The 25,048-nt window shown below is 59.8% G+C and carries 29 protein-coding genes and 1 riboswitch; of the genes, 9 read left to right on the forward strand and 20 right to left on the reverse strand.

Translation table 11 applies throughout. From position 1 onward, the window contains the following. Nucleotides 1-21: 21 nt before the first annotated feature. Both WH7805_RS11445 and WH7805_RS11450 read left to right on the forward strand, forming a co-directional pair. Complete coding sequence (locus WH7805_RS11445; RefSeq protein ID WP_006043269.1) at nt 22-552, forward strand: J domain-containing protein; 531 nt, start codon at nt 22-24, stop codon at nt 550-552. Then, complete coding sequence (locus WH7805_RS11450; RefSeq protein WP_006043270.1) at nt 539-760, forward strand: DUF3143 domain-containing protein; 222 nt, start codon at nt 539-541, stop codon at nt 758-760. The genes WH7805_RS11445 and WH7805_RS11450 overlap by 14 nt, the downstream gene beginning before the upstream one ends. Here WH7805_RS11450 and bioA read toward each other — a convergent pair. Continuing rightward, nucleotides 744-2,030 (reverse strand): adenosylmethionine--8-amino-7-oxononanoate transaminase, encoded by a 1,287-nt coding sequence (gene bioA, locus WH7805_RS11455; RefSeq protein ID WP_006043271.1) that lies wholly within the window; start codon nt 2,028-2,030, stop codon nt 744-746. The two genes, WH7805_RS11450 and bioA, sit on opposite strands and share 17 nt — an antisense overlap. Before the next feature lie 28 nt (nt 2,031-2,058). Between bioA and WH7805_RS11460 the strand changes: the two genes are divergently transcribed. Continuing rightward, nucleotides 2,059-2,376 (forward strand): hypothetical protein, encoded by a 318-nt coding sequence (locus WH7805_RS11460; RefSeq protein WP_232199005.1) that lies wholly within the window; start codon nt 2,059-2,061, stop codon nt 2,374-2,376. Between the two features lie 16 nt (nt 2,377-2,392). Here the strand turns inward: WH7805_RS11460 and WH7805_RS14790 are convergent, their stop codons facing one another. Genes WH7805_RS14790 through WH7805_RS11480 form a run of 5 tightly spaced genes read right to left on the reverse strand, consistent with a single transcriptional unit; the run spans nt 2,393 to nt 5,853 of the window. Further along, nucleotides 2,393-2,548 (reverse strand): hypothetical protein, encoded by a 156-nt coding sequence (locus WH7805_RS14790; protein ID WP_006043273.1) that lies wholly within the window; start codon nt 2,546-2,548, stop codon nt 2,393-2,395. Continuing rightward, nucleotides 2,545-3,216 (reverse strand): dethiobiotin synthase, encoded by a 672-nt coding sequence (gene bioD, locus WH7805_RS11465; RefSeq protein WP_006043274.1) that lies wholly within the window; start codon nt 3,214-3,216, stop codon nt 2,545-2,547. Before bioD ends, WH7805_RS14790 begins: the two co-directional genes overlap by 4 nt. Continuing rightward, complete coding sequence (locus tag WH7805_RS11470; protein ID WP_006043275.1) at nt 3,213-3,971, reverse strand: methyltransferase domain-containing protein; 759 nt, start codon at nt 3,969-3,971, stop codon at nt 3,213-3,215. The genes bioD and WH7805_RS11470 overlap by 4 nt, the downstream gene beginning before the upstream one ends. After that, complete coding sequence (locus tag WH7805_RS11475; protein ID WP_006043276.1) at nt 3,968-4,696, reverse strand: hypothetical protein; 729 nt, start codon at nt 4,694-4,696, stop codon at nt 3,968-3,970. Before WH7805_RS11475 ends, WH7805_RS11470 begins: the two co-directional genes overlap by 4 nt. Continuing rightward, nucleotides 4,693-5,853: an aminotransferase class I/II-fold pyridoxal phosphate-dependent enzyme gene (locus tag WH7805_RS11480; protein WP_006043277.1), complete on the reverse strand. Its 1,161-nt coding sequence runs from the start codon at nt 5,851-5,853 to the stop codon at nt 4,693-4,695. The genes WH7805_RS11475 and WH7805_RS11480 overlap by 4 nt, the downstream gene beginning before the upstream one ends. A 72-nt stretch (nt 5,854-5,925) precedes the next feature. Between WH7805_RS11480 and WH7805_RS11485 the strand changes: the two genes are divergently transcribed. Both WH7805_RS11485 and WH7805_RS11490 read left to right on the forward strand, forming a co-directional pair. After that, a complete protein-coding gene (locus tag WH7805_RS11485; RefSeq protein WP_006043278.1) occupies nt 5,926-6,843 on the forward strand; it encodes a bile acid:sodium symporter family protein in 918 nt (305 codons plus the stop codon). A 9-nt stretch (nt 6,844-6,852) separates the two neighbouring features. Continuing rightward, nucleotides 6,853-9,627: an RNA helicase gene (locus tag WH7805_RS11490; protein ID WP_006043279.1), complete on the forward strand. Its 2,775-nt coding sequence runs from the start codon at nt 6,853-6,855 to the stop codon at nt 9,625-9,627. A 24-nt stretch (nt 9,628-9,651) separates the two neighbouring features. Here WH7805_RS11490 and fumC read toward each other — a convergent pair whose 3' ends face one another. Genes fumC through WH7805_RS11510 form a run of 4 tightly spaced genes read right to left on the reverse strand, consistent with a single transcriptional unit; the run spans nt 9,652 to nt 12,721 of the window. Beyond that, nucleotides 9,652-11,043, reverse strand: coding sequence for a class II fumarate hydratase (gene fumC, locus WH7805_RS11495; protein ID WP_006043280.1), 1,392 nt, complete (start codon nt 11,041-11,043; stop codon nt 9,652-9,654). Next, nucleotides 11,040-11,141, reverse strand: a complete 102-nt coding sequence (locus tag WH7805_RS11500; RefSeq protein ID WP_006043281.1) for a hypothetical protein — start codon at nt 11,139-11,141, stop codon at nt 11,040-11,042. The genes fumC and WH7805_RS11500 overlap by 4 nt, the downstream gene beginning before the upstream one ends. A gap of 15 nt (nt 11,142-11,156) precedes the next feature. Then, nucleotides 11,157-12,452: an adenylosuccinate lyase gene (gene purB, locus WH7805_RS11505; RefSeq protein WP_006043282.1), complete on the reverse strand. Its 1,296-nt coding sequence runs from the start codon at nt 12,450-12,452 to the stop codon at nt 11,157-11,159. A 50-nt stretch (nt 12,453-12,502) separates the two neighbouring features. Next, complete coding sequence (locus tag WH7805_RS11510) at nt 12,503-12,721, reverse strand: hypothetical protein (RefSeq protein ID WP_006043283.1); 219 nt, start codon at nt 12,719-12,721, stop codon at nt 12,503-12,505. A gap of 59 nt (nt 12,722-12,780) precedes the next feature. On the opposite strand from WH7805_RS11510, the gene WH7805_RS11515 reads away from it, so the two are divergent. Next, entirely contained in the window at nt 12,781-13,653 is an 873-nt protein-coding gene (locus WH7805_RS11515; RefSeq protein ID WP_006043284.1) for a TlyA family RNA methyltransferase, read from the forward strand. An 8-nt stretch (nt 13,654-13,661) separates the two neighbouring features. Here WH7805_RS11515 and WH7805_RS11520 read toward each other — a convergent pair whose 3' ends face one another. The 3 genes from WH7805_RS11520 to WH7805_RS11530 form a co-directional block, all read right to left on the reverse strand. Beyond that, nucleotides 13,662-14,000, reverse strand: a complete 339-nt coding sequence (locus WH7805_RS11520; protein ID WP_006043285.1) for a P-II family nitrogen regulator — start codon at nt 13,998-14,000, stop codon at nt 13,662-13,664. 40 nt (nt 14,001-14,040) lie between these two features. Then, nucleotides 14,041-14,223, reverse strand: a complete 183-nt coding sequence (locus WH7805_RS11525; protein ID WP_232199006.1) for a hypothetical protein — start codon at nt 14,221-14,223, stop codon at nt 14,041-14,043. A 107-nt stretch (nt 14,224-14,330) separates the two neighbouring features. Continuing rightward, complete coding sequence (locus WH7805_RS11530) at nt 14,331-14,540, reverse strand: DUF4278 domain-containing protein (protein WP_369776005.1); 210 nt, start codon at nt 14,538-14,540, stop codon at nt 14,331-14,333. Nucleotides 14,541-14,602: 62 nt separating this feature from the next. Then, nucleotides 14,603-14,678, reverse strand: a riboswitch (Glutamine riboswitch). A gap of 158 nt (nt 14,679-14,836) precedes the next feature. Here WH7805_RS11530 and queF point away from each other — a divergent pair. Further along, the gene (queF, locus tag WH7805_RS11535) at nt 14,837-15,247 is read left to right on the forward strand and encodes a preQ(1) synthase (protein WP_006043288.1); all 411 of its coding nucleotides are present in this window, start codon (nt 14,837-14,839) and stop codon (nt 15,245-15,247) included. Here the strand turns inward: queF and WH7805_RS11540 are convergent. From WH7805_RS11540 to WH7805_RS11575, 7 genes are all read right to left on the reverse strand, one after another. Then, nucleotides 15,219-16,511 carry a cytochrome c biogenesis protein ResB gene (locus WH7805_RS11540; protein WP_006043289.1) on the reverse strand — a complete coding sequence of 431 codons (1,293 nt, stop codon included), beginning with the start codon at nt 16,509-16,511 and terminating at the stop codon, nt 15,219-15,221. The two genes, queF and WH7805_RS11540, sit on opposite strands and share 29 nt — an antisense overlap. Nucleotides 16,512-16,513: 2 nt before the next feature. Continuing rightward, nucleotides 16,514-17,182, reverse strand: a complete 669-nt coding sequence (locus WH7805_RS11545) for a cytochrome c biogenesis CcdA family protein (RefSeq protein WP_050751995.1) — start codon at nt 17,180-17,182, stop codon at nt 16,514-16,516. A 103-nt stretch (nt 17,183-17,285) separates the two neighbouring features. Beyond that, on the reverse strand, nt 17,286-18,521 hold the full coding sequence (locus tag WH7805_RS11550; protein WP_006043292.1) for an FtsW/RodA/SpoVE family cell cycle protein: 1,236 nt from the start codon (nt 18,519-18,521) through the stop codon (nt 17,286-17,288). A 128-nt stretch (nt 18,522-18,649) separates the two neighbouring features. Beyond that, nucleotides 18,650-18,850 carry a phycobilisome linker polypeptide gene (locus WH7805_RS11555; protein ID WP_006043293.1) on the reverse strand — a complete coding sequence of 67 codons (201 nt, stop codon included), beginning with the start codon at nt 18,848-18,850 and terminating at the stop codon, nt 18,650-18,652. 5 nt (nt 18,851-18,855) lie between these two features. Then, nucleotides 18,856-19,344, reverse strand: a complete 489-nt coding sequence (gene apcB / locus WH7805_RS11560; RefSeq protein WP_006043294.1) for an allophycocyanin subunit beta — start codon at nt 19,342-19,344, stop codon at nt 18,856-18,858. Nucleotides 19,345-19,383: 39 nt separating this feature from the next. Further along, nucleotides 19,384-19,869 carry an allophycocyanin subunit alpha gene (locus tag WH7805_RS11565; protein ID WP_006043295.1) on the reverse strand — a complete coding sequence of 162 codons (486 nt, stop codon included), beginning with the start codon at nt 19,867-19,869 and terminating at the stop codon, nt 19,384-19,386. A 423-nt stretch (nt 19,870-20,292) separates the two neighbouring features. Beyond that, nucleotides 20,293-23,232, reverse strand: a complete 2,940-nt coding sequence (locus tag WH7805_RS11575; protein ID WP_006043297.1) for a phycobilisome rod-core linker polypeptide — start codon at nt 23,230-23,232, stop codon at nt 20,293-20,295. 160 nt (nt 23,233-23,392) lie between these two features. On the opposite strand from WH7805_RS11575, the gene WH7805_RS11580 reads away from it, so the two are divergent. Together WH7805_RS11580 and WH7805_RS11585 are read left to right on the forward strand one after the other, a co-directional pair. Next, complete coding sequence (locus WH7805_RS11580; RefSeq protein WP_038005452.1) at nt 23,393-24,613, forward strand: trans-aconitate 2-methyltransferase; 1,221 nt, start codon at nt 23,393-23,395, stop codon at nt 24,611-24,613. Between the two features lie 86 nt (nt 24,614-24,699). Beyond that, nucleotides 24,700-25,035 (forward strand): hypothetical protein, encoded by a 336-nt coding sequence (locus tag WH7805_RS11585; RefSeq protein ID WP_006043299.1) that lies wholly within the window; start codon nt 24,700-24,702, stop codon nt 25,033-25,035. Nucleotides 25,036-25,048 lie beyond the last annotated feature (13 nt).

Here is a 25,048-nt window from a genome sequence, read left to right on the forward strand (position 1 = left end):
ACTGGGGACTCAGCTCAACGCATGCCATCCTCGGTTCAGGACCTCAGCCATTACGAGCGCCTTGGTGTACCCAAAGGCGCAGATTCCGAAATGCTGCGCCAGGCCTTCCGCCGGCGCAGCAAAGCCGTGCATCCCGACACAACCCGTTTGCCGGCACAAGATGCTGCCAGGCAATTCCGTCTGCTCCGGGAAGCGTATGAGCAATTGGCCGATCCACGTTTGCGACGTCTTTATGACGCGGCACTGGAGGAGCGGAATGCCAGCCCTGTTGCGGCCATAGAGCCACCTTTGCCGGTGCCCCACGCAATTGGTCAGCGCCGTCCACTGTCCGGAGGGGAATGGACGTCACTGCTCCTGCTCACGGGAGCGATGTTGATTTGTCTTCTGCTGGGTGTTGGTGTGGCCTGGAATCGAGGGCTTGCGCTCCAGGTCCAGCCGAGTTGGTTGGTGGCAGAGCAGACTCGGATCACCGATGTCGATCCTGGTGGTTTTGATGGCACCACTCCCTCCGTCAGAGACTCCGCTGAACCAGCATTCGTTGCGGGCTCTTGAAGAATGGCTGCGGGTTTTGGGGGCTGGACGCAGTGAGGACGATCCCTGTGACTGGATCTGGGAGCAGCCTGGATGGAGCGCCCGCTTAAGGCTTGCTCAGGAGGATCTGGGTGTGACCTGGACGTCTTCCCAGCCAGCGAGGTCCTGCTCGTTTCCTTACGGACTGTCACGGGCGGATGTGGAAGCAGCCCTCAGGCTTGGGCCCTGAGGACGTCAAGTCCGCTCTCGATGCCCTCGTAGCACTGATCCAGCTGAGCATCGCTGATGCACAGCGGGGGCAGTAGATACACCACATCCCCAAGAGGACGGATCAGCACCCCGTGCTCCCGCACCAGGCCGCGCAAGATTTTTCCAGCGGGATTGAGGTACCCCTGGCTGCCATCGGTCACAAGGTCGAAGGCTGCAATCGTTCCGCACAGCCTTGGTCTTTGAACCTTCGGGTGGCGGGCTAGGTGTTCCAGACGGGGCTGGTGCCTGTCCTGAAACTGCTGATATTTCTCTGGCTCGGCTTCAAGCAGGTCCAGACTGGCATTGGCGGCTGCACAGCCCAAAGGATTGGCTGTAAAGCTGTGCCCATGCCAAAGCGTTCGGGTGGGATCGCTCCCCAGGAATTCCTCAAAGATCGCCTCTGTGGCCATTGTGATCCCCATGGGTAGGAATCCGGCGGTCAGTCCCTTGGAGAGCGCGACCAGATCGGGGTGGATGCCTGCCCGCTGGGATGCAAGCAGGGTGCCGCATCGTCCAAAGCCCGCCAGCACCTCATCGGCGATCAACAAACTCCCTGCCTCGCGAACCAGTTGTTCTACGGCTTGAAGAAAGCCAGGACGGACCATGCGCATTCCTCCGGCTCCCTGGACCAGCGGTTCAAGGATCACGGCGGCTGTGGGTGTGGTCAGCGCTTGCTCCAGAGCCGTCAAGGCGTTCTGTTCGCGTCGGTCCACCGCCTCGTCGTCCCAGTGCGTGTGCGGCCAGGGCACCCGCGCGACGGGGAAGAGGAGTTGATCGAAGGGTTCGCTGAACAGACTGCGGGCTCCAACGGCCATCGCGCCGAAGGTGTCACCGTGATAAGCCCCGTCAAAAGCTATGAGCTGTTGGCGAGGCTCTCCGCGGTTGTGCCACCACTGCACTGCCGTTTTCAGAGCCACTTCCACCGCAGTGGATCCGTTATCCGAGAAAAACACGCGATCGAGGCCGGTGTGCTGAGCGAGTCGCTGTGCGAGCCGTTCGGCCTGGGGATGGGTGAATTCCGCGAAGATCACTTGCTCGAGCGTGGCAGCCTGCTCGGCGATGGCTGCCGCCACCACTGGGTGTGCATGGCCATGCAGGGTCACCCACCAGCTGCTGATCGCATCGATGAGGGGTTCAGCTTCTGCACGGTGCAGCAAGGCCCCTTCTCCTCGCACCACCTGCTCGAGTGGTGGAGTGGTGGTGATGGATGTGAAGGGTGGCCAGAGGTTGGGGTGGTGGTTCCGAGACACTGGGCACGCGCGACTGCCTGTTGTCATCATGAGTTGGCGTCCGGATGGTGCATCAATGGCCTTCACTGAAGGAAGCCGCCGTTATGGACAGCCCAAGTCGAGGCGGTTTGTGGATCCCCCGAACTCCCAGCCCCGATGCCAGGAAGGCAGCGAGGGCTGTCGCAGCATCTTTTTTGAAGGGGGATGGCCCTCGATGAAGGCACGGCTTGAGATGCGTGGATGGTCCCCTTCTCAGGTGGAACAGATTCACGAACAGCTCCGCCAGGGTTGGCCCTTGACCATGGCCGTGCGTCACGTTGCCCTCATGCTTGGCAGCTGTCCCATTCGCTCCAGGCCCATGGGTTGAACCGCAGAGGGAGTGTTCAGCGGCAGACCTCGCTATCCCGTTCCCCCTGGGTGGCGATTGGTCCGCAGTTGAACCAGCGCACCAGCTGAACCTCAACATCCGTGAACAGCACAAGGATGCCACCACAAAGCAGGGCAACGGCCACAGTGGCCCAGGTCTGGCGGCTGGTCATCGGCGATCCGGGCGATTCATCGTCGCCCTGAACTTAAGGCCCAGTCCCTGCTTCTGCCATGCAGATTTGAGTGTCTCTGCGCTGAGTGGGTGGAGGGGAGGTAGCTCTGCCAGCACTGGAACTTTCCCCAGATCTTCCAGAGTTCGAGGATTATCAGCATGCAGGGGACCGTTGAGGATCAGTCCGAGCACGGGAATCCCTCGGCTTGCCAAGGCTTCCAAACTCAACAGGGTGTGATTGAGCGTGCCCAGGCCGCTGCGGCAGACCAGAACCACCGGGAGATTCCAGTGCTGCAGCTGGTCGATCTGACTCCAGGTGCGGGTGAGCGGCACATGCAGACCTCCGGCCGTCTCCACCACCAGAGGGTTGGACCCGCTGGGCGGCAACTGGAGCATTGCCGGTTCGAGAACCGTGTTCTCAAGCTCCGCCGCCCAATGGGGCGAGACCGGAGCCTTGAAGGCGTAAGCCTCTGGGATCCAGCGGTGCTCGGGCAGTTCCAGCAGATCAACCACTCTCTGGCGATCGCCGCCTCCCTCCAGTCCGCTCTGCACCGGCTTCCAGTACGTGGCCTCCAGTCCCTGAACCAGCAACGCACTCACGACGGTCTTCCCGATGTCAGTGTCGGTGCCGCAGACCACGAGTCGGAGAGGATCAGAACCTGGATTCATCCGCGAATCAGCAGCAATTGGATCACCCAGGTGAGTCTTAGCTGGCCGTCGTTCTGGCGGTCGCTCCACTCGTGCTGAAGACGACGCCAGTCACGCAGTGGAAGGGGTGATTGAGGGCTGGTGCCAGCCCCAATCCGGCGCAGAGGCTTGAGCAGTAATGGCAGGCTCGATGACGACACTGTGTAGGACACCCGGTGCGTCATGCGGAGCTGTTGCGCTGGGATCGTTCTCAGTAACGCGTCAGTGGAAGGGAAGGGCAGAGCAGTGCAGCGCACCCTGCAGCGCCTGGCGCTTTCATGCCACTGGGGGAAGCATCCCTCCACCGGAAGGGCAACCGCCAGGAGCCCATCAGGGGACAACCGCCGGATCCACTGCTGCAGACAACGCTGCGGTTCAGGAAGCCAATGCAAGCAGAAGCTCGAGGCGAGAAGGGTTGGAGCCTCGCTCCAATCCGGCAGCCCCGTTGTGAGATCCCAGTGCAAAACCTCGGCTTCGTCAGGATGACCGCGCAGCATCGCCTGACTGCCATCAAGACGCTGCACCTTGTGGCCTGGATGCAGTTGCTCCAGCGCTGTTGCAAGATGACCGGTCCCGGTCCCTAGATCAACCCAGAGACCCTCGGGGATCCCTTCCCGCCGAGTGAGTTGGGCCAGTCGCCAGGCCACCGAGCGTTGCAGTCTGGCCGATCGGTCATACCGTTCGGCCGCGCGATCGAATCCCCGCAGAACGCGGTCTTGCCAGGCGGTCGGTTTCATCCGGGTGGCCCGATGTCCTGATCCAGCCACTCTCTGACGTGAATGAGCAGGTCCGGCATCAGCAGTGCATGTCCCATGTTGGGGAGGCACCAGTGCTCGGGTGCCTGCTCAAGAAGATTGTTGAGTTCGCTGAGCAGGCACTTGCTCGCTTCCGGAACCACGATGGCGTCAGATGCTGCTTCCACGATCAGCACGCGGGCGGTCCTCGGCAGACCTGGTGGGAGCCCTGCGGTGGTGGTCAGATGGTCGAGATCGGCTCGCAGTCGTTCCCGTCCTGCAGCTGTAAGGCCCTGCATGCCAGGGCTGGGTGGCAGAGCGGTGACATCCGTGGGCGCGGCAGCGCGCTGCAGAAACGTTTGCAGCATGGCGGCTTCTTCGGGACTCCCAATCGCGCGTCTCATGCCTTCAAGCCCAGCCCTCAACGCACGTCCCTGCCGTCCTTCGGGAACGAAGCGTCCGAAGCTGGCCAGCAGCACGGCGTCTGTGGCCTGGGCCAGCACGGCGGCGTCCAGTAAATGCGGCCCAAGGGAGTGGGCGATGACCGCCCGTCGCTGCGGCGTTGCGTCATCGGGTGATTCACTCCAGGCGGGAGCGACAGGGCTACGGCCGCCATAACCACGTTCTCCATTGATCCAGTGCCATCCATGGCGCTGGAAGGATCGCTGCCAGGGTGCCCAGACGGTGCCATCCGAGCTCCATCCATGCATCGCAATGACCTGTTTCATGACCGGAGGTCGCCGTGCCCAAGGGTGTTCACCAACGCGTCCAGGGCCTCATCAGACTGGCGGTGATGCAGCACCAGTCGCAGACGGGCCGTTCCCTCCGGAACGGTTGGCGGGCGGATGGCAACGGTGAGAACCCCTGCTGCCTCCAGCCGTTGCTGGTACTCCAGCGTTGGCTGATCACCCCCCACCAGCAGCGGCAGGATCGGTCCAATCCCGGCGGGACGGGACCAGCCCTGGGCCTCAAGGCGATTTCTCCAACGATTGCTCTGTTTCACGAGGTCCGATCCCCAACAGGGGTGGCCTTTCAGAAGGTCCAATGCAGCCAGAGCAGCAGCTGCCAGGGGTGGCGCCAGGGCTGTGGTGTACCTGAATGCTCCGCTGGTCTGCAGCAGAGCGTCGGCCTGCTCTTGATCGCAGGCGAGAAAGGCCCCACCACTTCCAAAGGCTTTGCCAAAGGTGCCACTGATCATGGTGATGCCCTCCAGGCCAAGGCCAAGCCCTCGCCCTTCAAATCCAAGGACCCCGAGAGCATGGGCTTCATCTAGAAGCAGGCTGGCGCCATAGTTCCGACAGAGTGCGGCCAGGGCCGGTACGTCCGGGCTGGTGCCCTCCATGCTGAATAGGCTTTCGCTGATCACCACCAGGCGTGCGTCCTGGCGCTGGCTGCGACATGCCTGAAGTTGCTGGTGCAGAGCGTGGAGATCGTTGTGGGCGAAGCGCTTCAGCTGGGCTCCGCTGGCCTGCACTCCCACCAGCAGCGAATGGTGTATCAAGCGATCGGCTAGCACCGTGGTGTGACGGTTGGCCAGGGCCAGGACCGCGGCGAGGTTCGCTTGAAATCCGCTCGGAAACAGAAACACCCTGTCGCGTTGCAGCCATCGGGCCAGGGCCGTCTCCAAACGGTCATGCACGGGCCTGCTTCCTGTGACAAGCCTGGAGCCACCGGCACCGACACCACTGCGCTGCAATTCGGCCTCGGCCGCGGCGATCAGCTGTGGGTGGTGGCTGAGCCCGAGGTAGTCATTGCTGGCCAGATCCATCAGGGCTGGGCCTGCCTCGGCATCTGCCTCGGTGGCAATGACGGAGTGCAGCCCTTCACCATCCAGGGATGGCGCCCAGGTGCGCAGTCGTCGACGGCGGGTGGGTGGGACAGTCATGGTCTCTACTTTGGGCCCCGGTCGCCCTGCAGAGTGAGGGTGAATTTGCTGCCGTTTCCATCGGAAGCGGTTATGGGGTTGGAGCGCTTCACTCTTTTCTTCCCTTTATGGACCCTGCTGGCAGCGTTGCTCTCACTGCTGCAGCCCGACTTGTTCACCTGGGTGGCAGGCCCGGTGATCGTCTGGTCTCTCGCGCTGATCATGCTGGGCATGGGGCTGGGGCTTTCTCCGGCTGATTTCCGTCGGGCCATGATTCCGCCGCGGGCTGCCCTGATCGGTGTGGGAGCTCAGTTTCTGGTGATGCCTGCTCTTGCTGCATCGCTGGCGTGGGCCCTGAAGCTGGAGCCGCCTCTGGCGGTTGGGTTGATTCTGGTGGGGTGCTGCCCAGGAGGGACAGCCAGCAATGTGGTGGCTTTGATCGCCCGGGCCGATGTGGCGCTGTCGGTGGTGATGACATCCCTGAGCACCCTTCTTGCCGTTGTGGTGACGCCCCTGCTGACCAGTGCACTGGCGGGGCGCTATGTCCCAGTGGATGGCTGGACTCTGCTGGTGAATGTCCTGCAGGTGGTGTTGGTTCCGGTCACGGTCGGCGTGGCGATCAAGCAGGGGTTGCCCCGACTGGCAGCCAGAGTGCAGCCTGTGATGCCGCCGCTGGCGGTTGTGGCGATCGCCTTGATTGTCGCCGGAATCGTGGGCAGTCAGCGCGAGGTGCTTCTGCGTCAGGGAGGTCTGCTTGTGCTGGCCACGGCTCTTCTTCACGGTGGTGGTTTCCTGCTCGGCTTCTTGCTGCCGGCACTTCTGGGTGAACCCAGGGCAGTGCGCCGCACCATCAGCATTGAAGTCGGAATGCAGAACTCCGGACTGGCGGTTGTCCTGGCCCGATCCGGTGGCTTCGCGAGTCCGCTTACCGCCCTTCCAGGTGCGATCTCAGCCGTGATGCACTCCCTACTGGGCAGTCTCCTGGCGGCCCTGTGGCGAAAGCGTCCCTAAGATCACTCCATGAAGGATCAGGCTCCCCAGGCTTCACAGCCCGCCAGTGTGGGATCCCCTGATCCGGCGCAACTCTTCCCCTTCCCGCTGGATGACTTCCAGCTGGAGGCGATTGATGCCCTCAATCAGGGGCATTCCGTTGTGGTGAGCGCCCCAACGGGATCCGGCAAGACCCTCGTGGGTGAATACGCCATCTACCGAGCCATCGCCCATGGCCAGAAGGTTTTTTACACCACGCCTCTCAAGGCCCTTTCCAATCAGAAGCTGCGCGACTTCCGTGAGCAGTTTGGAGCCGACAACGTCGGTTTGATGACCGGTGACCTCAGCGTGAACCGTGAGGCTTCGATCGTGGTGATGACCACGGAGATCTTCCGCAACATGCTTTATGCGGAGGCTGATGAGTCCGACGACCCGTTGGCGGATGTGGAGGCGGTGGTGCTCGACGAATGCCACTACATGAACGATTCCCAGCGCGGCACGGTCTGGGAGGAGTCAATCATTCACTGCCCACTGCCGGTGCAGCTGGTGGCGCTTTCCGCCACCGTTGCCAATGCCGGTCAGCTCACCGACTGGATTGAACGGGTCCATGGACCCACGCACCTGGTGCACAGCGATTTCAGACCCGTTCCCCTCCAGTTCAGTTTCTGCAGTGCCAAGGGACTGCATCCGTTGCTGAATGACCAAGGCACCGGCCTGCATCCCAACTGCAAGGTGTGGCGTGCTCCAAAGGGAAACAAGCGCAAGGGACGTTCACAACGCCCTCCCCAGCCAGAGCCGCCTCCAATCAGTTTCGTCGTGGCTCAGATGGCTGAACGGGAGATGTTGCCGGCGATCTATTTCATTTTCAGTCGCCGGGGGTGTGACAAGGCCGTGCGCGATCTCGGGGTGCAATGTCTGGTCAACGAGTCTGAGCAGGCATGCATCCGTGAACGTTTCAAGGCCTACGCGGCGGCCAATCCCGAAGCCGTGCGCGATGGCTTGCATGCTGATGCGCTCCTGCGGGGCATCGCGGCTCACCATGCTGGGGTCTTGCCAGCGTGGAAAGAGCTGGTTGAAGAATTGTTCCAGCAGGGGTTGGTGAAGGTCGTGTTCGCCACGGAAACCCTGGCGGCCGGGATCAACATGCCTGCGCGCAGCACCGTGATTGCCGCACTCTCCAAGCGCACCGAGCGGGGCCACCGGCCGCTGATGGCCAGCGAATTCCTGCAGATGGCCGGTCGTGCCGGTCGGCGGGGCCTTGATTCCAAGGGCTATGTGGTGACGGTGCAGAGTCGTTTTGAAGGGGTGCGAGAGGCGGGACAGCTGGCCACAAGCCCGGCTGATCCTCTCGTCAGTCAGTTCACACCCAGCTACGGCATGGTGCTCAATCTGTTGCAGCGCCACGATCTGGCCAAGGCACGGGAGCTGGTCGAACGAAGTTTCGGCCGCTATCTGGCCAGCCTCGATCTAGTTGAGGAGGAGGAGATTCTTCAGCAGCTGCGTCTTCAGCTCGGACAGTTGCAGGGAACGGCCGGTGATGTGCCCTGGGAAGATTTTGAAGACTATGAAAAATTGCGCGGCCGTCTCCGTGAGGAAAGGCGCCTGTTGCGCATCCTTCAACAGCAGGCCGAGGAGACCCTCGCCCATGAGCTCACGCTGGCGCTTCAATTTGCCAGTGTTGGCACGCTGGTCAGTCTGAAGTCTCCGCAGTTGCGCGGTGGAGTCACCCCGGCGGTGATCGTCGAGAAGTGCGAGGGCCCCGGTCAGTTTCCGCTTCTTCTTTGCCTCACCAACGACAACGTCTGGCTTCTGCTCCCCTGTCAGGCAGTGGTCAGCCTGCATGCCGAACTGAGCTGTCTGCAGGTGGAGGGGCTGCGGACCCCTGATCTGGGGCGTGCTGGAGAGCTTCGCCATGGAGATCAGCACAGCGGTGGCCTCGCTCTTGCTGTGGGGCACATGGCCCAACGCCATGACATGACCACGCCCCAGTACGACCTCGCCGGGGAGGTTCTGACTCAGATGCAATCCGTTCAGGAGCTTGAAGCTGAGCTGGAAACCCATCCAGCCCATCGTTGGGGGGATCGCAAGCAGCTCAAGAAGCATCGGCGTCGCATGGAAGAGCTGGAACTGGAGATCACCGAGCGGCAGCAACTGCTCCATCACCGTGCCAATCGGCACTGGGAGACATTCCTCGCCCTGATGGAGATCCTTCAGCACTTCGGTGCTCTCGACGACCTTGTGCCCACCGAAATCGGCAGAACCGTGGCGGCTCTACGAGGCGACAACGAGCTTTGGCTCGGTCTCGCGCTGATGAGTGGCCATCTTGATGATCTGCCTCCGGCGGAGCTTGCAGCGGTGTTTGAAGCCATCAGCACCGAAGTCAACCGCCCTGACCTCTGGAGTGGCTTTCCACCGCCGCCGCGGGCGGAAGAGGCGCTTCATGACCTCTCGGGAATCCGCCGGGAACTGCTGCGGGTTCAGGAACGTCACCAGGTTGTTGTCCCCGCATGGTGGGAGCCTGAACTCATGGGACTGGTGGAGGCCTGGGCCCGCGGTGTGGCCTGGAATGATCTGATCGCCAATACCTCGCTGGATGAAGGTGATGTGGTGCGGATCATGCGACGCACCATTGATCTGCTGGCGCAGGTGCCCTATTGCGAGGCGATCAGCGAGCAGCTGCGCAGCCATGCCCGTCAGGCTCTGAAAGCGATCAATCGTTTCCCTGTGGCGGAAGCGGATGATTTGCTCAAGGCTGCGGCGGCGGAATCGGAGTCGTTGAATCCAGCTACCGAGAGGGCTGCCTGATCTCCCCGCGAAACACTCTTAGCCCTATGGAGAGGCCATGGAGGCAGGGTCGACGACGCGATCGAATTCTTCAGCACTGACGTAACCCAGGTCGAGTGCTGCACTCCTGAGGTCTATCCCCTGTTCGTGCGCGTACTTGGCAATCGCGCTGGCTTTGTCGTATCCAATCACCTGGGTGAGCGGGGTGACGAGCATTAGAGACTGTTCCACATCTCTCTGGATGCGGGTGCGGTTGGGTTCAATCCCTTGAACCATGGCCACCCGAAAACAGTGACAGGCATCAGTGAGCAGGGTGATGGACTGCAGCAGGTTGAAGCCGATCAGCGGTTTGTACACATTCATCTGCAGATGACCACCTGCACCGGCCATCGCTACCGCCACGTCAAGGCCGATCACCTGGGTGCAGACCATCGCCATCGCTTCGCACTGGGTGGGATTTACCTTGCCCGGCATGATCGAACTCCCAGGCTCGTTCTCCGGAAGATGCAGTTCGGCGAGCCCGGCTCTTGGACCGCAGGCCAGCAGGCGGATGTCATTGGCAATCTTGAGCAGGCTGACGGCCAAAAGCCTGAGTTGTCCCATGGTGTTGACGAGTCCATCGTGGCTGGCCATCACGGCGAACTTGTTGGGGGCTGTGCTGAAGGGGAGGCCTGTGAGCCGCTTGAGCTCCGCTGCCGCCTCGACGGAAAAGCCTTCGGGGGCGTTGAGCCCGGTTCCCACCGCTGTGCCTCCCAGGGGCAGAGGCAGGATTTCCTCCAGGCTGGTGTCGATGCGTCGCGCTGCGGTTCCGATCTGATCTCTCCAGGCGGATGCTTCCTGGCCGAGTGTGAGCGGCACTGCATCCTGAAGGTGGGTGCGGCCGATCTTCACGATGGATGCCCAGTCGTTCGCTTTGGTGGCAAAGGCCTCTTTCAGCTGTTGCAGTTCAGGTTGAAGGCGGCGGCTGATCCCTTCAGCTGCTGCCACATGGATGGCGGCCGGAAAGGCATCGTTCGTGGACTGGGAACGGTTGACGTGATCATTCGGATGGATGGGCCGATGGCTGCCGAGAGCCTCCCCAGCACGCAGCGATGCCAGATTGCTGATCACCTCGTTGAGGTTCATGTTGGTCTGCGTGCCGCTGCCGGTTTGCCAGACCCTCAGAGGGAATTGAGCGTCGTGGCGCCCTTCGGCGATTGCGGCCGCGGCTTCAACAATTAAGTCACATTGGTCGTTGCTGATCAGACCATGTCGCGCATTCACGATCGCCGCTGCCTGCTTGATGCGAGCGAGCGCATGAATCAGTGGGGTGGGGATCCGATCCTCGGCGATGGCGAAATTCTTTAAGGAGCGCTGGGTCTGAGCACCCCATAACGCCTGCTCAGGAACATGCACGGTCCCCATGCTGTCGTGTTCGATGCGCGTCGGATTGGTCATGAGTTCGAGTCGGGCCTCAGCACAAGGGCAATGATCAGCAGCATCCCGCTGACGCTCACCACCACATAGATCCAGTCTGCGTAAGGGGTCCAGAACATGATGCCGTCATCTCATCAGAGCTTCAGCCGGTCCCAGATCACCCCCAGGTTGGCTTGATGCAGCTCTGTGCTGAAGCAGTTCTCCAGTTGTTGGGGGCTGAGTTTTGCGGTGACCTCAGGATCGCCGCCGAGGTTGGCGCGGAAATCGCCCCCCTCGGTATTCCAGGCGCTGTGTGCGTTCCGCTGCACCACTCGGTAGGCGTCTTCCCGGCTCATTCCGGCATCGACAAGGCTGAGCAGGACTCGCTGGCTGAACACCACACCCCCATAAACATTCATGTTGCGGCGCATGTTGTCTGGGTAAACGCCAAGACCGGCCACCACAGCCGTCATCTCCCTGAGCATGAAATGCAGCGTGACCGAACAGTCCGGAAGCATCATCCGTTCGGTGGAGCTGTGGCTGATGTCCCGTTCATGCCAAAGAGCAACATTCTCAAGTGCAGCGACGACATAACTGCGCAGTACCCTGGCCAGGCCGCTGATGCGCTCACTGCGGATCGGATTGCGTTTGTGAGGCATGGCTGAACTGCCTTTCTGCCCCTTGGCGAAGCTTTCCTCCACTTCGAGCACATCGGTGCGCTGGAGATTGCGGATTTCGGTCGCAAACCGGTCGAGGCTTGCTCCCACCAGAGCGAGGGTCTGGATGTAGTCCGCATGACGATCGCGTGAGATCACCTGCGTGCTGGCCGTGTCGGGGTTCAGGCCAAGACGTTCACAGGTGAGTCGTTCCACCTCCGGGTCGGTGTTCGCGTAGGTGCCCATGGCTCCACTCACCTGGCCCACAGCCACATCCTGTTCGAGGCGTTCGAGTCGCTCAGCATTGCGACGGGTTTCTGCTAACCAGCCTGCGAGCTTGAAGCCGAAGGTGATGGGTTCACCATGAATCGCGTGGGAGCGGCCGATCATCACCGTGCTCTTGTGGGCTTTCGCCAGCACGGCGATGGCCTGATCCAGGGCCATCAGTTCCTGTCTCAACAGCACCACCGAAGCTTTGAGCTGAAGGGCTAAGCCGGTATCCAGTACGTCACTGCTGGTCATGCCCACGTGGATATACCGCCCGGCATCCCCGACATGCTCATTCACATTGGTGAGGAACGCGATCACGTCGTGACGCACCTCGGCTTCGATCTCGAGGATCCGTTCCGGTTCGAAGGCCGCTTTGTTGCGGATCTCCTCCATTGCAGGCTCCGGGACGCGCCCTAGTGAGCAGTTGGCTTCACAGGCCGCGACCTCCACATCGAGCCAACTCTGATATTTGGCACGGTCGGTCCAGATCGCGCCCATCTCGGGCAGGGTGTAGCGCTCGATCAAGGGCTCGCAGACGAACGGTCAATCCATGACCATACGGCGACGTCGGAGTTTTAAGCCGAACGTAGGCGACGGTGCTCAACCTCCCACTGCACATGCTGGCCCCAAGATTGCTGCCGGACCAAGCAAAAACCTCCGCTGCACTCGATCACCTGGAAAGGGGGGAGATCATTGGGATGATTGTCGATCGTGACGAAGGTTCCAGGATGTAGGAGCTCCAGAACGTTGCTGTTGTTGTGGCAGCGGCGGTGGGGGGGCTGCTTGGCGGACATGTCCGTGGGGCGGCTCGCGACGATCCTCTCGGACATCAACCGGTTCATCGCTGAACCCCATGACTTTGTTCGGATTTGAACTCTGCTTTTATGAAGCTGTGCCCCGAAAACAACGGCTAGATCTGCATTTGCTGACGCTGGGCCTGGCGGCATCCCGTCAGCAGGCGCAACAGTTGATTCGTGCGGGGAAGGTGCGCGATCGCCATGGTCAGCGCTTGGAAAAACCCGGTTTTGAAGTGGCTGAAGACATGGTTGTTCGCGTGGAACAGCCGCCTCGATTTGTTTCACGGGGAGGGGAGAAACTTCTTGCCGCGCTGCTGGCTTTCCCCCTTGAGGTGCAGGGACGTGTGTGTGTGGACGGAGGAATTTCGACCGGTGGCTTCACCGATTGCCTTCTTCAGCATGGAGCTCGCCGTGTCTACGGGATCGATGTTGGGTATGGACAAACCGCCTGGAGCCTTCGCACCGATCAACGTGTGGTGTTGCAGGAACGCACCAATTTGCGACGTCTGATTCCGGAACAGCTCTTCGCTGAGGATGATCCCAGGCCCACACTCGCCGTGGCCGATGTCTCGTTCATCTCTCTACATCTTGTGCTTCCGGCTCTTTCCGGCCTGCTGCAGGTCGATGACCAAGGTGATCGGTGGTGTGGGTGTGATGCTGTACTGCTGGTGAAGCCGCAGTTTGAGGTAGGGCGGGACCGCGTGGGGAAAGGTGGCGTTGTTCGCGACCCAGTTGCGCATTGCGATGCCATTACCCATGTGATTGCCGCAGGCAATGCCCTGGACTGGAGGGCACGAGGGCTTGTGGGATCACCAATCACCGGACCTGCTGGTAATCACGAATATTTGTTGTGGCTGAGCGGCTCAGGTGATCCCTCGGTCACCCGTGATGTGATCGAGGGAGAGGTGACAGCAACGCTCAACCGTTAACGCTTGCCTCAGAGTGCAGCCCCGTCACGGTCGCCGGTCCGGATTCGAACCACTGTTTCAACGGAAGAGATGAAGATTTTTCCATCGCCGATCTCGCCAGTTTTCGCGGCTTCAGCGATGGCGGTCACGACCGTGTCCACCCTTGCGTCGTCAACGACCACTTCAACCTTGAGCTTCTGAAGAAATTCAACAGTGAACTCGGAACCCCGATAGCGCTCGACCTGCCCCTTCTGCCGACCAAATCCGCGCACTTCACTCACAGTCATGCCGACAATTCCCGCATTGACCAAAGCGAGCTTCACATCCTCAAGCTTGAATGGGCGAATAATGGCTTCGACTTTTTTCATGACGAGATCTTCGGACAATCAATTGTGAATCAGGTCTGACTCACCGGGAGGGTGAGAGGGCTGGAAGAGGGTCGATATTTAATCCTGCTCCGGTGGCGTCCTGCCAGAGGGCTTCAGCATCCATTCGAGACACTGTGACAAGTCCGTTGGCCAGAAGCTCCCAGTGCTTTGACTCAAAGTGTGTTTGGAGCCAGAGAATTCCGTGAATGCTGGCAGGGGTCAATCGAAAAGAGAGGCCATCTGCCAGCAATTGGAGATCCATAAATAGGGCTCGGTCTACACCCATTACGACTGGTCTTTGGTCCAATCGTTGTTCGTTTTGATACCGAATCAGGATTTGGCCTGGTGCTGTCTGTGCTGGTAGACGCTGCCGCGGTAGTGCAGTTCAACCGTGGCGCTCTCGGCGGCTTGGTGGTGCAGAGGAGCCTCGTAGTGGCTTCCGCGGTAGGTGTGCTCCACCCGGCTATCGCTCAGCTGTTCGTGCTGGGCTGGGTCGTAGGCGATGCCGCGGTATGTGCGTTGAAGAGTAGTCATAGTCATGAGATGGGCCTCGAAGGGGATGGTGGTTGTCCCGATCACTGATCGGGGCCGCTTCGTGGGAAGGAGCGTTGCTTCGCCGCGCGAGTGGCTACTTCCGGCTGGAAAGGCGACGCATGACCGTTGCCTGAGCTCAACGTTTTGTCCTTCGATGCAGTTCTATCTCAAAACCGATGTTCATAGTGAACACTTTGCGGCTTTTGGATGGAAGAGATTCCGTAATTGTCTCGCTCTGATGGGTTTGCCCCTCTCCCGTTGGGATTTAGGTTCTTTACAAACCGTTGCTTCTGATGCCTGCTATGGGCGCATCTCCTGCAGAAACGACCCGAACTCCTCTCTATGGCGAGCGAGCGATTGCCGAGGCCCAGTTGATCTGCTTCGACAACCCTCGGCCTGGTAGGCCCTATGAGGTCTCGATTGAATTGCCTGAATTCACTTGCCTCTGTCCTTTTTCGGGGTATCCAGATTTCGCTGTTTTGAGGCTTCTCTACCAGCCTGGCCCACGCGTCATTGAGCTGAAGGCGATCAAGCTGTATGTGAACGGTTACCGCGATCGCTCCATCTCCCATGAAGAGGTGGCCAACCGGATCCTTGATGATCTGGTGTCAGCCTGCGACCCGGTTTGGATGCAGCTTGAAGCTGATTTCTATCCAAGAGGCAATGTCCATACCGTGGTGCGTGTCAGCCATGGGACACGTCAAGCCTGTTGATCAGTTGGGGCAGTTCCGCTGCGAAACCCAGCAGGTTTCGATTGCAAAGCCCGCCGATATGCAGGCGCTGATGCGTGCTGTCGCTGATGACCCAGATCTGACGCGTCGCAACCATGCTGAGCGCTCCACCCAGGAGCGTGATGGCAAAGCCGGCATAGACCAGGGGAACGCCGGGGTCACGTTTGAGCAAAAGACCACTTGCGGGAAGAATGTCGATCACCCTTAGGGGCAAACCCCTCACGTCGGCTCCTTCGCCTCCGGGTCTCAAATTGCTGAGAAGTGCACCGTTCGCGTCGAAGACCTGCACCGGACCCTGCTCACTGCTGGTGCTTAAAAAGACGGGTTCACTCCCGTCCGGACGCGTCGGTAGAACAAGTCCCCAAATCTGGTCTCCCAGCTCCGGGAATGTGCTGAGAGGGAGCTGCAGCATCGGACTCCTGCCGATCTGCACCGTGATTGCTGCCAAGGACCAGTCGGCTTGGTACACCGTCATTCCCTGATAGCGGAGTGGATGGTTCACGCTGATTGTTCGGAGCTCTTCCTCCTTTCCCGGTGGTGAAAGGGTCAGCGTGGACTGGAACTGCTCGGGGCGTCCGGCAGGGTCACGCGTGATCGAAAATTGCTCGAGAGTGAGGCTCAGTCGATTGGCTCCTGCAGGATCGAGAAGATCCAGAGAGCGTCCTGGTGCCAGAAAACGTTCCAGACGCTGACCGGCGAGGGCTCCCCAGGCAGCGCCGATCAGCAACAACACCAAGCCCGTGTGAACTAGCAGAGGGCCGACCCGTCCCACGACGCCGCGGCGCGCTGCTAAGCGATCCTGATGCTGCCTGACCTCCCAGCCCTGTGATTTCAGCTCTGAAGCAAGGCTGGATAGTGCTCCATCGCTGCTTTCACAGCTGACAGTTTCCGCAAGGGCCAGTTTGCTGAGCTGACGCGGGCGGGTGTAATCGATCCAACGCATCGCTGCTTGTAAAGCCGGCCATTGCCTGCGCCAACTGCAAAGCATCAGGGCCACACCGAGCCAGGCCAGCAAGATCAGAAACCACACGCTTGAGTAAAGATGATCCAGCTGAAAGGCCAGCATCTGGTCACCGTTGATCACTCCAAGCCACGGATCGGAATTGAACCGTTCCAGATAAAGCTCAGGGGCTTCTTGTTGAGGAAGGATCGTCCCCACAGCACTCGCCGCCGCGATGAGTAGCAGCAGAACAATGGCCAGGCGTAGATCCGAAAGGATCGCCAGTAAGCGACTCAAAGTACGCATTGTCAGACCAGTCGCGAAAGCAGCGTGAGCGATCCCACTGTGATCAGCACGGCTCCGCTGATGCTCGGGATCCATTGGCTCACGGACCGAAGTGCCATCAACTTCGGCAAGGAGGCTGCCACGCTGCCTGCCAGCAGCAAGGGCAGGACCTGGCCGATCCCGAAGCTGCTTAGGAACAGAATGCCAACAACAACATTGCCCGTGCTCGCGATCCAGCCCAGCAGAACGGCCAGAACGGGGGTTGTGCAGGGCGAGGCCGCCAGGCCAAAGGCCAGACCAGCTGCCAGGGGAGCCAGAGGTGCGGGGACCCGCTTGCTCCAGGCCATGGGGTCAGGTCCGGCGGGCAGTGGAATTCGAATCATGCCCAGAAGATTGAGGCCCATCACAATGGCCAGCCCCGCCACCAAGGTTGGGATCAGGCCAGGAACCTGGCCATAGATTCCACCCAACAAACCGCTGAGGCTTCCGAGCATCACCAGCGCAACAACAATTCCGGCTGAAAAAGCCAGGCTGCGCTGCCATGGGGCTTGTCGACCTTCAAAACCTGCCAGATAAGCGAGGGTGACCGGAAGAAGGGAGAGGGAGCAGGGGCCGAGGCTGGTGAGGGCTCCACCGATCAGAACAATGCCGAGGCTCAGGGGGCCCGGTTGTTGCAGGGCTTGATTCAGCAGCAGCTCACCATTTCGTGCCAGGTCGGAAAGAGCTAGTTCGAGGAAAGCGATGGTCGTGCCGGGCGGCCGGAAATTGCAGAGTTAAAGACTATCGATAAGGGCATCAATGCCGCTGAAGAGACCTGCTCGTTGCTCTTTGACCGCGGCCTCCGATCAGCCCGGTGGATTCCAGCGAACAGCGGATGAGTAGTCCCACGATTACGAAGCTCGACAGCAGCGAGTTCCCCCCGTAACTCATCAGGGGAAGAGGCAGGCCTGTTGTTGGCATGGCCCCGGAGGCTACAGCCACATTCATGATCGACTGGCCGACAAGCAGAGTGGAACAGCCAATGGCGACGAGACGCGCCTGATTGCTGCGGCAGCGCATTGCCACGCGAAGGCCCAGGTAGCCGATCAGCATCAGAAAGAGCAGAAGAAGCAGCGAGCCGACGAGCCCGAATTCCTCGGCATAGACAGCAAAGATGAAATCTGTGCTCTGAATCGGCAGATATTGCATTTTTTGTGTGGAGAGGCCGAACCCTTGCCCGAACAACCCTCCTGACCCAATCGCTAAGAGGCTCTGGATCAACTGATAGCCATCACCCTGGGGGTCCTGCCAAGGATTTAAGAAGGAAACCACCCTCAGGCGTTGATATTCGTTGATCAGAATGCTTGCTGTCCCTAGAAAGCCTCCTGCGATCGCTGTTCCGAACAGTAGAAACAGTGGAAGGCCCGCTGAGAATGCCATTAACCAGATCAACAGTCCGCTCAGGGCTGCCGTGCTCAGGTTTGGTTGTTTGAGGATCAGAAGGACTAACACTGCAAAACTGCTGAGCCACAACAGCTTTTGATCCAGGCCCGTGCGTTTCCAGTGCGCGAAGAGGTTGGCGGCTTGCAGCACCACAAAAGGCTTGACGAGTTCGGATGGCTGGATCTGGACGGGGCCAACCACGAGCCAACGACTTGCGCCATTCACTGTGGTTCCCATCACCAGCGTTGCAGCGATCAGTAGGCATCCAATCCAGAGGGCAGGTCCGGCCAACTTGAGCCAGCGTCTGAGATTGGTGGATGCTGTGAACGCCATCAGACTCCAGCTGGCGGCCATCCACACCAGTTGGCGTTTGACGTAATAGGCACCTTCACCCTGCTCACGCACTGCAACCCACCAGCTGGCCGAGGCAAGTACCAGCAGGCCTGCGAGGCTCCAGATTGCAGTCAGAGTCAGTAGGAGCCGTGCTTCAGCGGGCCATGACGACCAATCGAGGGGGAGATGGCGTTCCCAGAACGACCTTGAATCTTGTTCGGGGATCTGGCGTGTCCTAACGCTGCCCGATCGTGAGGATCGACTCCTCCTTGACATCACGGACGGGCTGCTCAATGGATTAACGAGGTTTAAGTGTATTGAGGCGCTTTATGCACGATTTGCAAGGGGATTGGTCATAAAAAAACCCGACCGAAGGCCGGGCTTGCACACGTTCGAGGCTCCTTTCAGTTCCCTACGTTCACCTGGCGTGAGCCAGTGCAGAGCTCAACCTTGATGATTCGTCCACCTTGTTTTTGGATCCGCTGTTGTTCAGCGAACCAGCTGTCGTAGGGAACCCACTTGGTGAAGAAGGTGTTCTGTAATTCGCGCTGGGTCCGAACCTTCTCAGGGCTTGGAATGCAGGCAGTGACTTTGAACAACCGCATCGATCTCAGTTGCCGAGACCGGAACAGATGTAGTCGAAATAAACACCCATTTCCTTTCCAGCATCAGGGCCTACGAGCGAGGCGGTGACCTCTTTCATGGCTTGAATGGCCTGGACGGTGGCTCCGATGGGTACTCCCAGAGAGTTATAGGTCTCTTTGAGACCGTTCAGCACCCGCTCATCGAGGATGGAGGTGTCTCCAGCCAGCATGGCGTAAGTGGAATAGCGCAAGTAGTAATCCAAATCGCGGATGCAGGCTGCATAGCGACGGGTGGTGTACATGTTGCCACCAGGACGGGTGATGTCCGAATACAGAAGCGCCTTGGCGACCGCATCACGAATGATCGATGAGGCGTTGGCACTGATGGTGGCAGCAGCCTTGACGCGCAGCTCACCACTGGCGAAATAGTTCTCAAGGCTGCTCATGGACGTCGTGTCCAGGTAAAGACCCTGGACATCGGACTTGTTGATGACGTTGGTGATCGCGTCTTGCATGGATCAGGAGTGACGGATAGGGGCGTGAAGTCCAGTGATTCAGGCGAGGGCGCCGACCACGTAGTCGAAGTAGAAGCCAGCTTCCTCGGCGTCGGCACCACTGAGGATGCCCATGGCGACGGTCTTCATTTCACGGACCGCTTCAGCCATGGCTTCGAGAGGGGTACCCAGGGAGCGGTAGAGCTCGCGGGCGCCGATCACTCCGATTTCTTCGATCGGGGTCACATCACCTGCGACAACCCCGTAGGTAACAAGGCGCAAGTAGTAATCCATGTCCCGCAAACAGGTTGCGGTCATCTCCTCGCCGTAGGCATTGCCTCCGGGGGAGATCACGTCGGGACGCTTCTGAAACAGCTGGCCGCCAGCGGTTTTCACGATGCGCTCACGACTCTCGCTGAGAACCTGAGCGACACGTAAACGTCGTTGTCCGCCGCCGACGAAGGCCTTGATCTGGTCCAGTTCTCCTGGACTCAGATAGCGGGCTTCGGCGTCCGCGTTGATGATCGAGTTGGAGACGATGCTCATGCAGTTCTACCTCGAAGCAAGCGGCCGCCCGTAGGAGACCGATATCCGGTGTGTGGTGGTGGTGATCTCGACTGAGATCGGAGAGCAGCTTAAGGGCCGCAGGTGCTCAAATCGTGGAGATCTGAGCTTGAAAGCCTCAGATGTTGTATCTGTTGACCTTCGGGGATGGAGTCGGCCATCACCTGAAAAGGTGAAGCCGATCGAATGTGATTCTCAGGCAGCTGCCAAACAAGGTTTGGTGCTGGTAACAGATCTTCATTCCTTGGTACCGATAAGCAAGGTTGTCACTTTGAGAAGCGTTTTCAGATCCGCGGTTTTTGATTGTCAGGCATCAAAAAGCCAGCGGTAAAGATACCGCTGGCTTTGTTATTTGAAGTCTTCGTGATTATTGATTGAAGGTGCTAGAAGCCTGTTGGGAAGGGCTTACAAGCTTTGTCTGGGCGGTGGTGTGAGTCCGGCATTTCCGCTGTAGAGGGAGGCTGTGCGGGTCAGTGTTGACTGGGGCACGCCTGGCTGTGAGTTCAGACCCCGGAGGTCAGGAACCTCAGAAGGCTCAAATCCCAGCTTGGAGCGAAGCTCGAGCAACTCCTGAACGGCTGCGCTTTGCCCTGATTCGGCTCTCACGACCAGGAAACGACTCGTTTCTGCTGGAGTGGATGCCCTGCCAACCAGCGCCATCGTCGCTGCGGTGGCAGCGCGTAGAGGCGCCATTCTGGACAGTCTCTCCAGGAACGCTTCACTCGTGGCGACCGCTGCTACGAATCCCTCGAGATCGATCTGGCCATCTCTCAGTCGGGATTCGCTGGTGATGAGCCGTTCGCTTTCAAGAGGCACTCGGTTAAGAAGCTGCCGATACGTGGCATCAGCAACTTCTCTCAGCTCCGATTCGCTTGGATTGACAGGGAGCGAGAGCTTCACGGGCAGTCCGGAGCGACGCTGGAAGCCCAGTGCGTTCCCCACCTGTAAAGCCGCTGGAAGCCCTGTCTTGCCCTGGTCCTGTTGGATGGTTCGGGTCAGTCGTGAGTCGAGCGTGCGACTCCAGGAATTGGCGCCTTCCTCGGCAGAGCCTGATGTCGTCGTGCCCCGCTGTGGGCGGCGACGCATCAACGCCGTCCACTGGGACGCTGGCATGGAACCCACGTCCGCACGCCACTGACCAGCAATGTTTTGCGTTTGACCCTTCAGATTTCTATTGGTGACATCGTTCGTTGTGCGCAGGCGATCGTCCCGGATTGAATCTGGACGACGTCCCATGGCCAAGTCGACAACAGCTTTGAGATCGATGGGGCGTCGCAGGGCGGGCGCCCGGCGCGTGTTCAGATCAGCTGGCGTGATGTATCGCTCGTAGGGAACGGTGTCCTCACCAAAGCAATCCTTGTAATCCTGTCCGTTGATCAATGCATCAACGAGACCGTAGAAGCCTTGTCGGGCAGCGGTATCAAACAGAGCATCAATTTCCCACCGACCAAAGGTGGGTCGCCCCAGAAGTCTGCGATGCATCACTTCGATGGCTTTAGTGATGTAGAGACCTTCCCAGTAGCGACGACGGAACGCGTTAGAGCGGGCAACGGATCGCACGAAGTCGCGCAGGCTGATATCTCCGTTTTCGAGTCGAGCTTCTTCTGAGCTGAGTCGCTCTCCTGCGTAGCCGGCTGTTCCGAGAACCTGCACGTAAACCGCTTTGATCACAGCCTGGGTGGAGGATTCGGTGTTGCGAATGCTGGGCTGGCCCCCTCGGCGAGGAACGGCGGCGCCACCCGTTGCGATCTGCTGGAGGCGCATGACCCTTGGGCCGACCTTGCGAGGGCGGCTTCCCCGGAATTGCGGGCTGTCCATCTGACCCGGCTGGGCCATGCCATTGCTGACCAGCAGTCGGCGGGTGTCGTAACCAAAGGGTGCCGGTCGCGTTGCGACCGAAGCCGTTGACGAGGGGAAGATCGCGCCGTATTGGTTGCCAACGGGATCATTCCCTCCGCCGTAGACATGCTGATCCCCGAGAGGCTGGCGATAGGAGGCGTAGAGGGTGACGTACTGAGGCGCCCCCTCGAAGGGTGCGCTGAACCGGAACAAGCGACGGTTTGATCCCCAGCCCGCACTTTCCTGGGCTTCTTCGCCGAGATCGCGCAGATAGGGAACTGTTTCCTCTCCAAAGGTCTGGGCGTACTCACTGCCGTTAACGAGGACATCAACGAGTCCGTTCAGACCTTGAGAACTGACGATGGAAAAGGCTTTGCGGAATTCTTCGAGAGAACTGATGCCGCGGCCGAGAAAATGGCGGTAAGCCAATTCCACGACGCGACTGTTGACAAAACGTCCGTAGAACTGAGTTCGATATTCCTTGCTTCGGCCCAGAGCGCGAATGAATTCGCGCATTGAGATCTTGCCCTGCAAGAGCTGGCTTGCCTCAGCGCGACAGGGTGTTTGGGAGTAGCCCTTGGCGATGTCCCGTTCAAAAACTTGTCGATACGCGGCTTTCACCACCTCTGCTTTTTCAGCACCGGATAGACCGGGTCGCATTTCAAAACGCTGGGCTGACTCGGCGGCTAGGGCATAGATCGCCGGCAGCTGCAGACCCTGCCGTACGGCACTTCCAGGCTTCTGCCGAGTTGATGGTGTGGCGACGGCCAGTTCCTGTAAGAGAACGTTGAAGCAGTCGATGGTGAGACGGCGAGCTTCCGGAAGCTCTCGAAGCAGCTGGGCAGACGCGGCACGCATCTCCTGCAGCGCCACATTGGTCGCCGTCAGCGAGCAGTTTTTCAGAAGAATGTCGCGAAGTCCCCGGGTGTTCACCGAGAGAATGCTCGGGTCTCCTGCAACAAGGGCATAGCCCACATATCGGAGAAACCAGCCCATGTCGCGCACGGATTTGCGCATGAACGCCGGGCCGTATTTGGCCACGCTGATGGGGTTGAACCCGGTGGGGAGTACCACGCGCACATCGGCATCACCGCCTGTTCCTTCCAGAAGTCTGGAGAGAAAGTTGCCGCGCCTGGTGGTTCCGCTGTCTCCGGTGAAGGTACGGACCGATTGCTCAAAGGCGACTTGATCCGCGGCCAGGGGTGTTCCATCGCCTGACTTTCGATCCTCTCCTGTTGTGAGAGGGCTCTCAAGGAAGGACAGAGGGGTGCCGCCCACGAAGATTCTGTTGGCTGCACGGGCCACGATCGACTCGGCATTCGCAGCGATGACCCGTGAGGCTTCGAGCCTGTCGTTTCCGCTACGGAAAAAAGTGATGAGCGAGTCCAGCTCCCCCAAGTCGGGGAAACGATCCTGCTGCTCCGCTTGGCGAACGCTGGAGAGCGGCAGTGTGTCGTACAGCTGGGGGGAAACCCTTGGGCTGCCGCTGCTGGCGGTCACTGTCATGAACGGGAGCAAGCCGGATCCAGCCAGGTTACGGCTCGTGCCGAGAGCACTTGGAGTGCCATGAACAAATGTTTGCAGGGGGTGCTGTCAGCAGTGACGCATTGCGAGGGCGCATGAAATGCTCCATCTCAAGTTGCTCGACCCCTGGAGACCGCTGCTGATGAAACCAACTCCATCCGACGCCGCCACTCCAGTGGTGAGTGATTTTTACGACCGTTTCCCCTATCCGGGTGATCCTGTCCAGGACGGTCCGCCTCCCGGATACAACTGGCGATGGTGTTTGGAGAGCGTCAATGGCGCTGTGAGGGGAGAAAGTTCTGCCCGAGAGGACGCAGCGAGACCGCCCCGGATCCTTGATGCAGGCTGTGGCACAGGCGTCAGTACCGACTATCTCTGCCACCTCAATCCTGGAGCTGAGGTGTTGGCCGTCGACATCAGCGCCGGTGCCCTGAACTTGGCCAGAGAACGGTTGCATCTCTCCAGAGGAGCGCAGCAGGTTCGATCACTGCGTCAGGAACAGCGGAGCCTTTTGGATCTGCACGGTGAGGGACCGTTCGACTACATCAATTCCGTCGGTGTCCTGCACCATTTGCGTGACCCTCTCGCTGGACTCAAAGCGCTTGCTGCGCTGCTGGACGATGACGGCTTAATGCATCTCTTCCTGTACGCGAATGCAGGGCGTTGGGAGATCCACCGCACGCAGAGGGCCCTGACCAGGCTTGGCGTGGGGCAGGACAGTGAGGCCCTGCGCCTTGGCCGACAGCTGTTCGATGTGCTGCCTGAATCCAATCGCCTTCGCCGCAACCATGAACAGCGCTGGTTGATTGACACCGCTGCTGATGCCAATTTCGCAGATATGTATCTGCACCCACAGGAGACCAGTTACGACCTCAAAACGCTTTTTGCCTTGATTGAGGCCTCCGAGCTTCATTTTGTTGGTTTCTCCAACCCGTCGGTCTGGGATCCGGCTCGACTTCTGAGCGGTGATCTCCTCGTACGGGCGCAATCACTCCCCATTCAGGATCAGTGGTTTTTGATCGAGGATCTCGACACGGAGATCAGTCATTTCGAGTTTTTTGTTGCACGGAAGCCGATTCAGAAGCGGTGCTGGGACGACGACGGGGAGCTGTTAGGAACACGAAGCCGCCGCCAGTCCTGTTTGTGGGGGTGGCCTTCCGCCAGCCTGCTGGGTCCTGATCTTGAGCCGATTGCTTTGTCTCCGCAGGAAAAACAGCTGCTTGAAGCCGTGGACGCCCACCCTGAGCATTCTCTCGGTGAGCTCGCTTTAGGCGCTTGGACCGCTGATGTGGCAAGGACTCTGATCCAACGTCGTCTGCTCTTGCCCATCGCCGAAGCAGGGGGGGGCGGGGAAAACGCGTGATAGATTCCGCGCGCTTTCTCAGGCGTTGTTTGCTGGCTACCACTCCGATCGAATCAAGTGCGGCATCTGTTGCGACCGATTCGGGTATGGGTGAGTACGCCAAGCTCCAGCGACGCCTGATGCTGGCCACCCTCACCGTTTCCTTGATCGCGGCTCTGGTCGCCCTTGTTCGATTCGATGTTCTGGTGGCTCGCAGCCTGCTGGTGGGCTCGTGTGCTGGTCTTCTGTACCTGCGCTTACTCGCCCGCAGCGTGGCCAGGCTCGGCGGAGGTTCCCGTCAGGTTGGGCGATTTCAGCTGGTGGTGCCAATGCTTCTCATCGTGGCGGCGGCCAAACTTCCCCAGCTTGAACTTCTTCCAGCCTTCATCGGTTTTCTTCTCTACAAGCCCGCTTTGATTCTTCAGATCGTCATCGACGCCTGAATTCGCGCACTCA

The organism is Synechococcus sp. WH 7805, assembly GCF_000153285.1.
In the GTDB taxonomy this organism is placed as follows: domain Bacteria; phylum Cyanobacteriota; class Cyanobacteriia; order PCC-6307; family Cyanobiaceae; genus Synechococcus_C.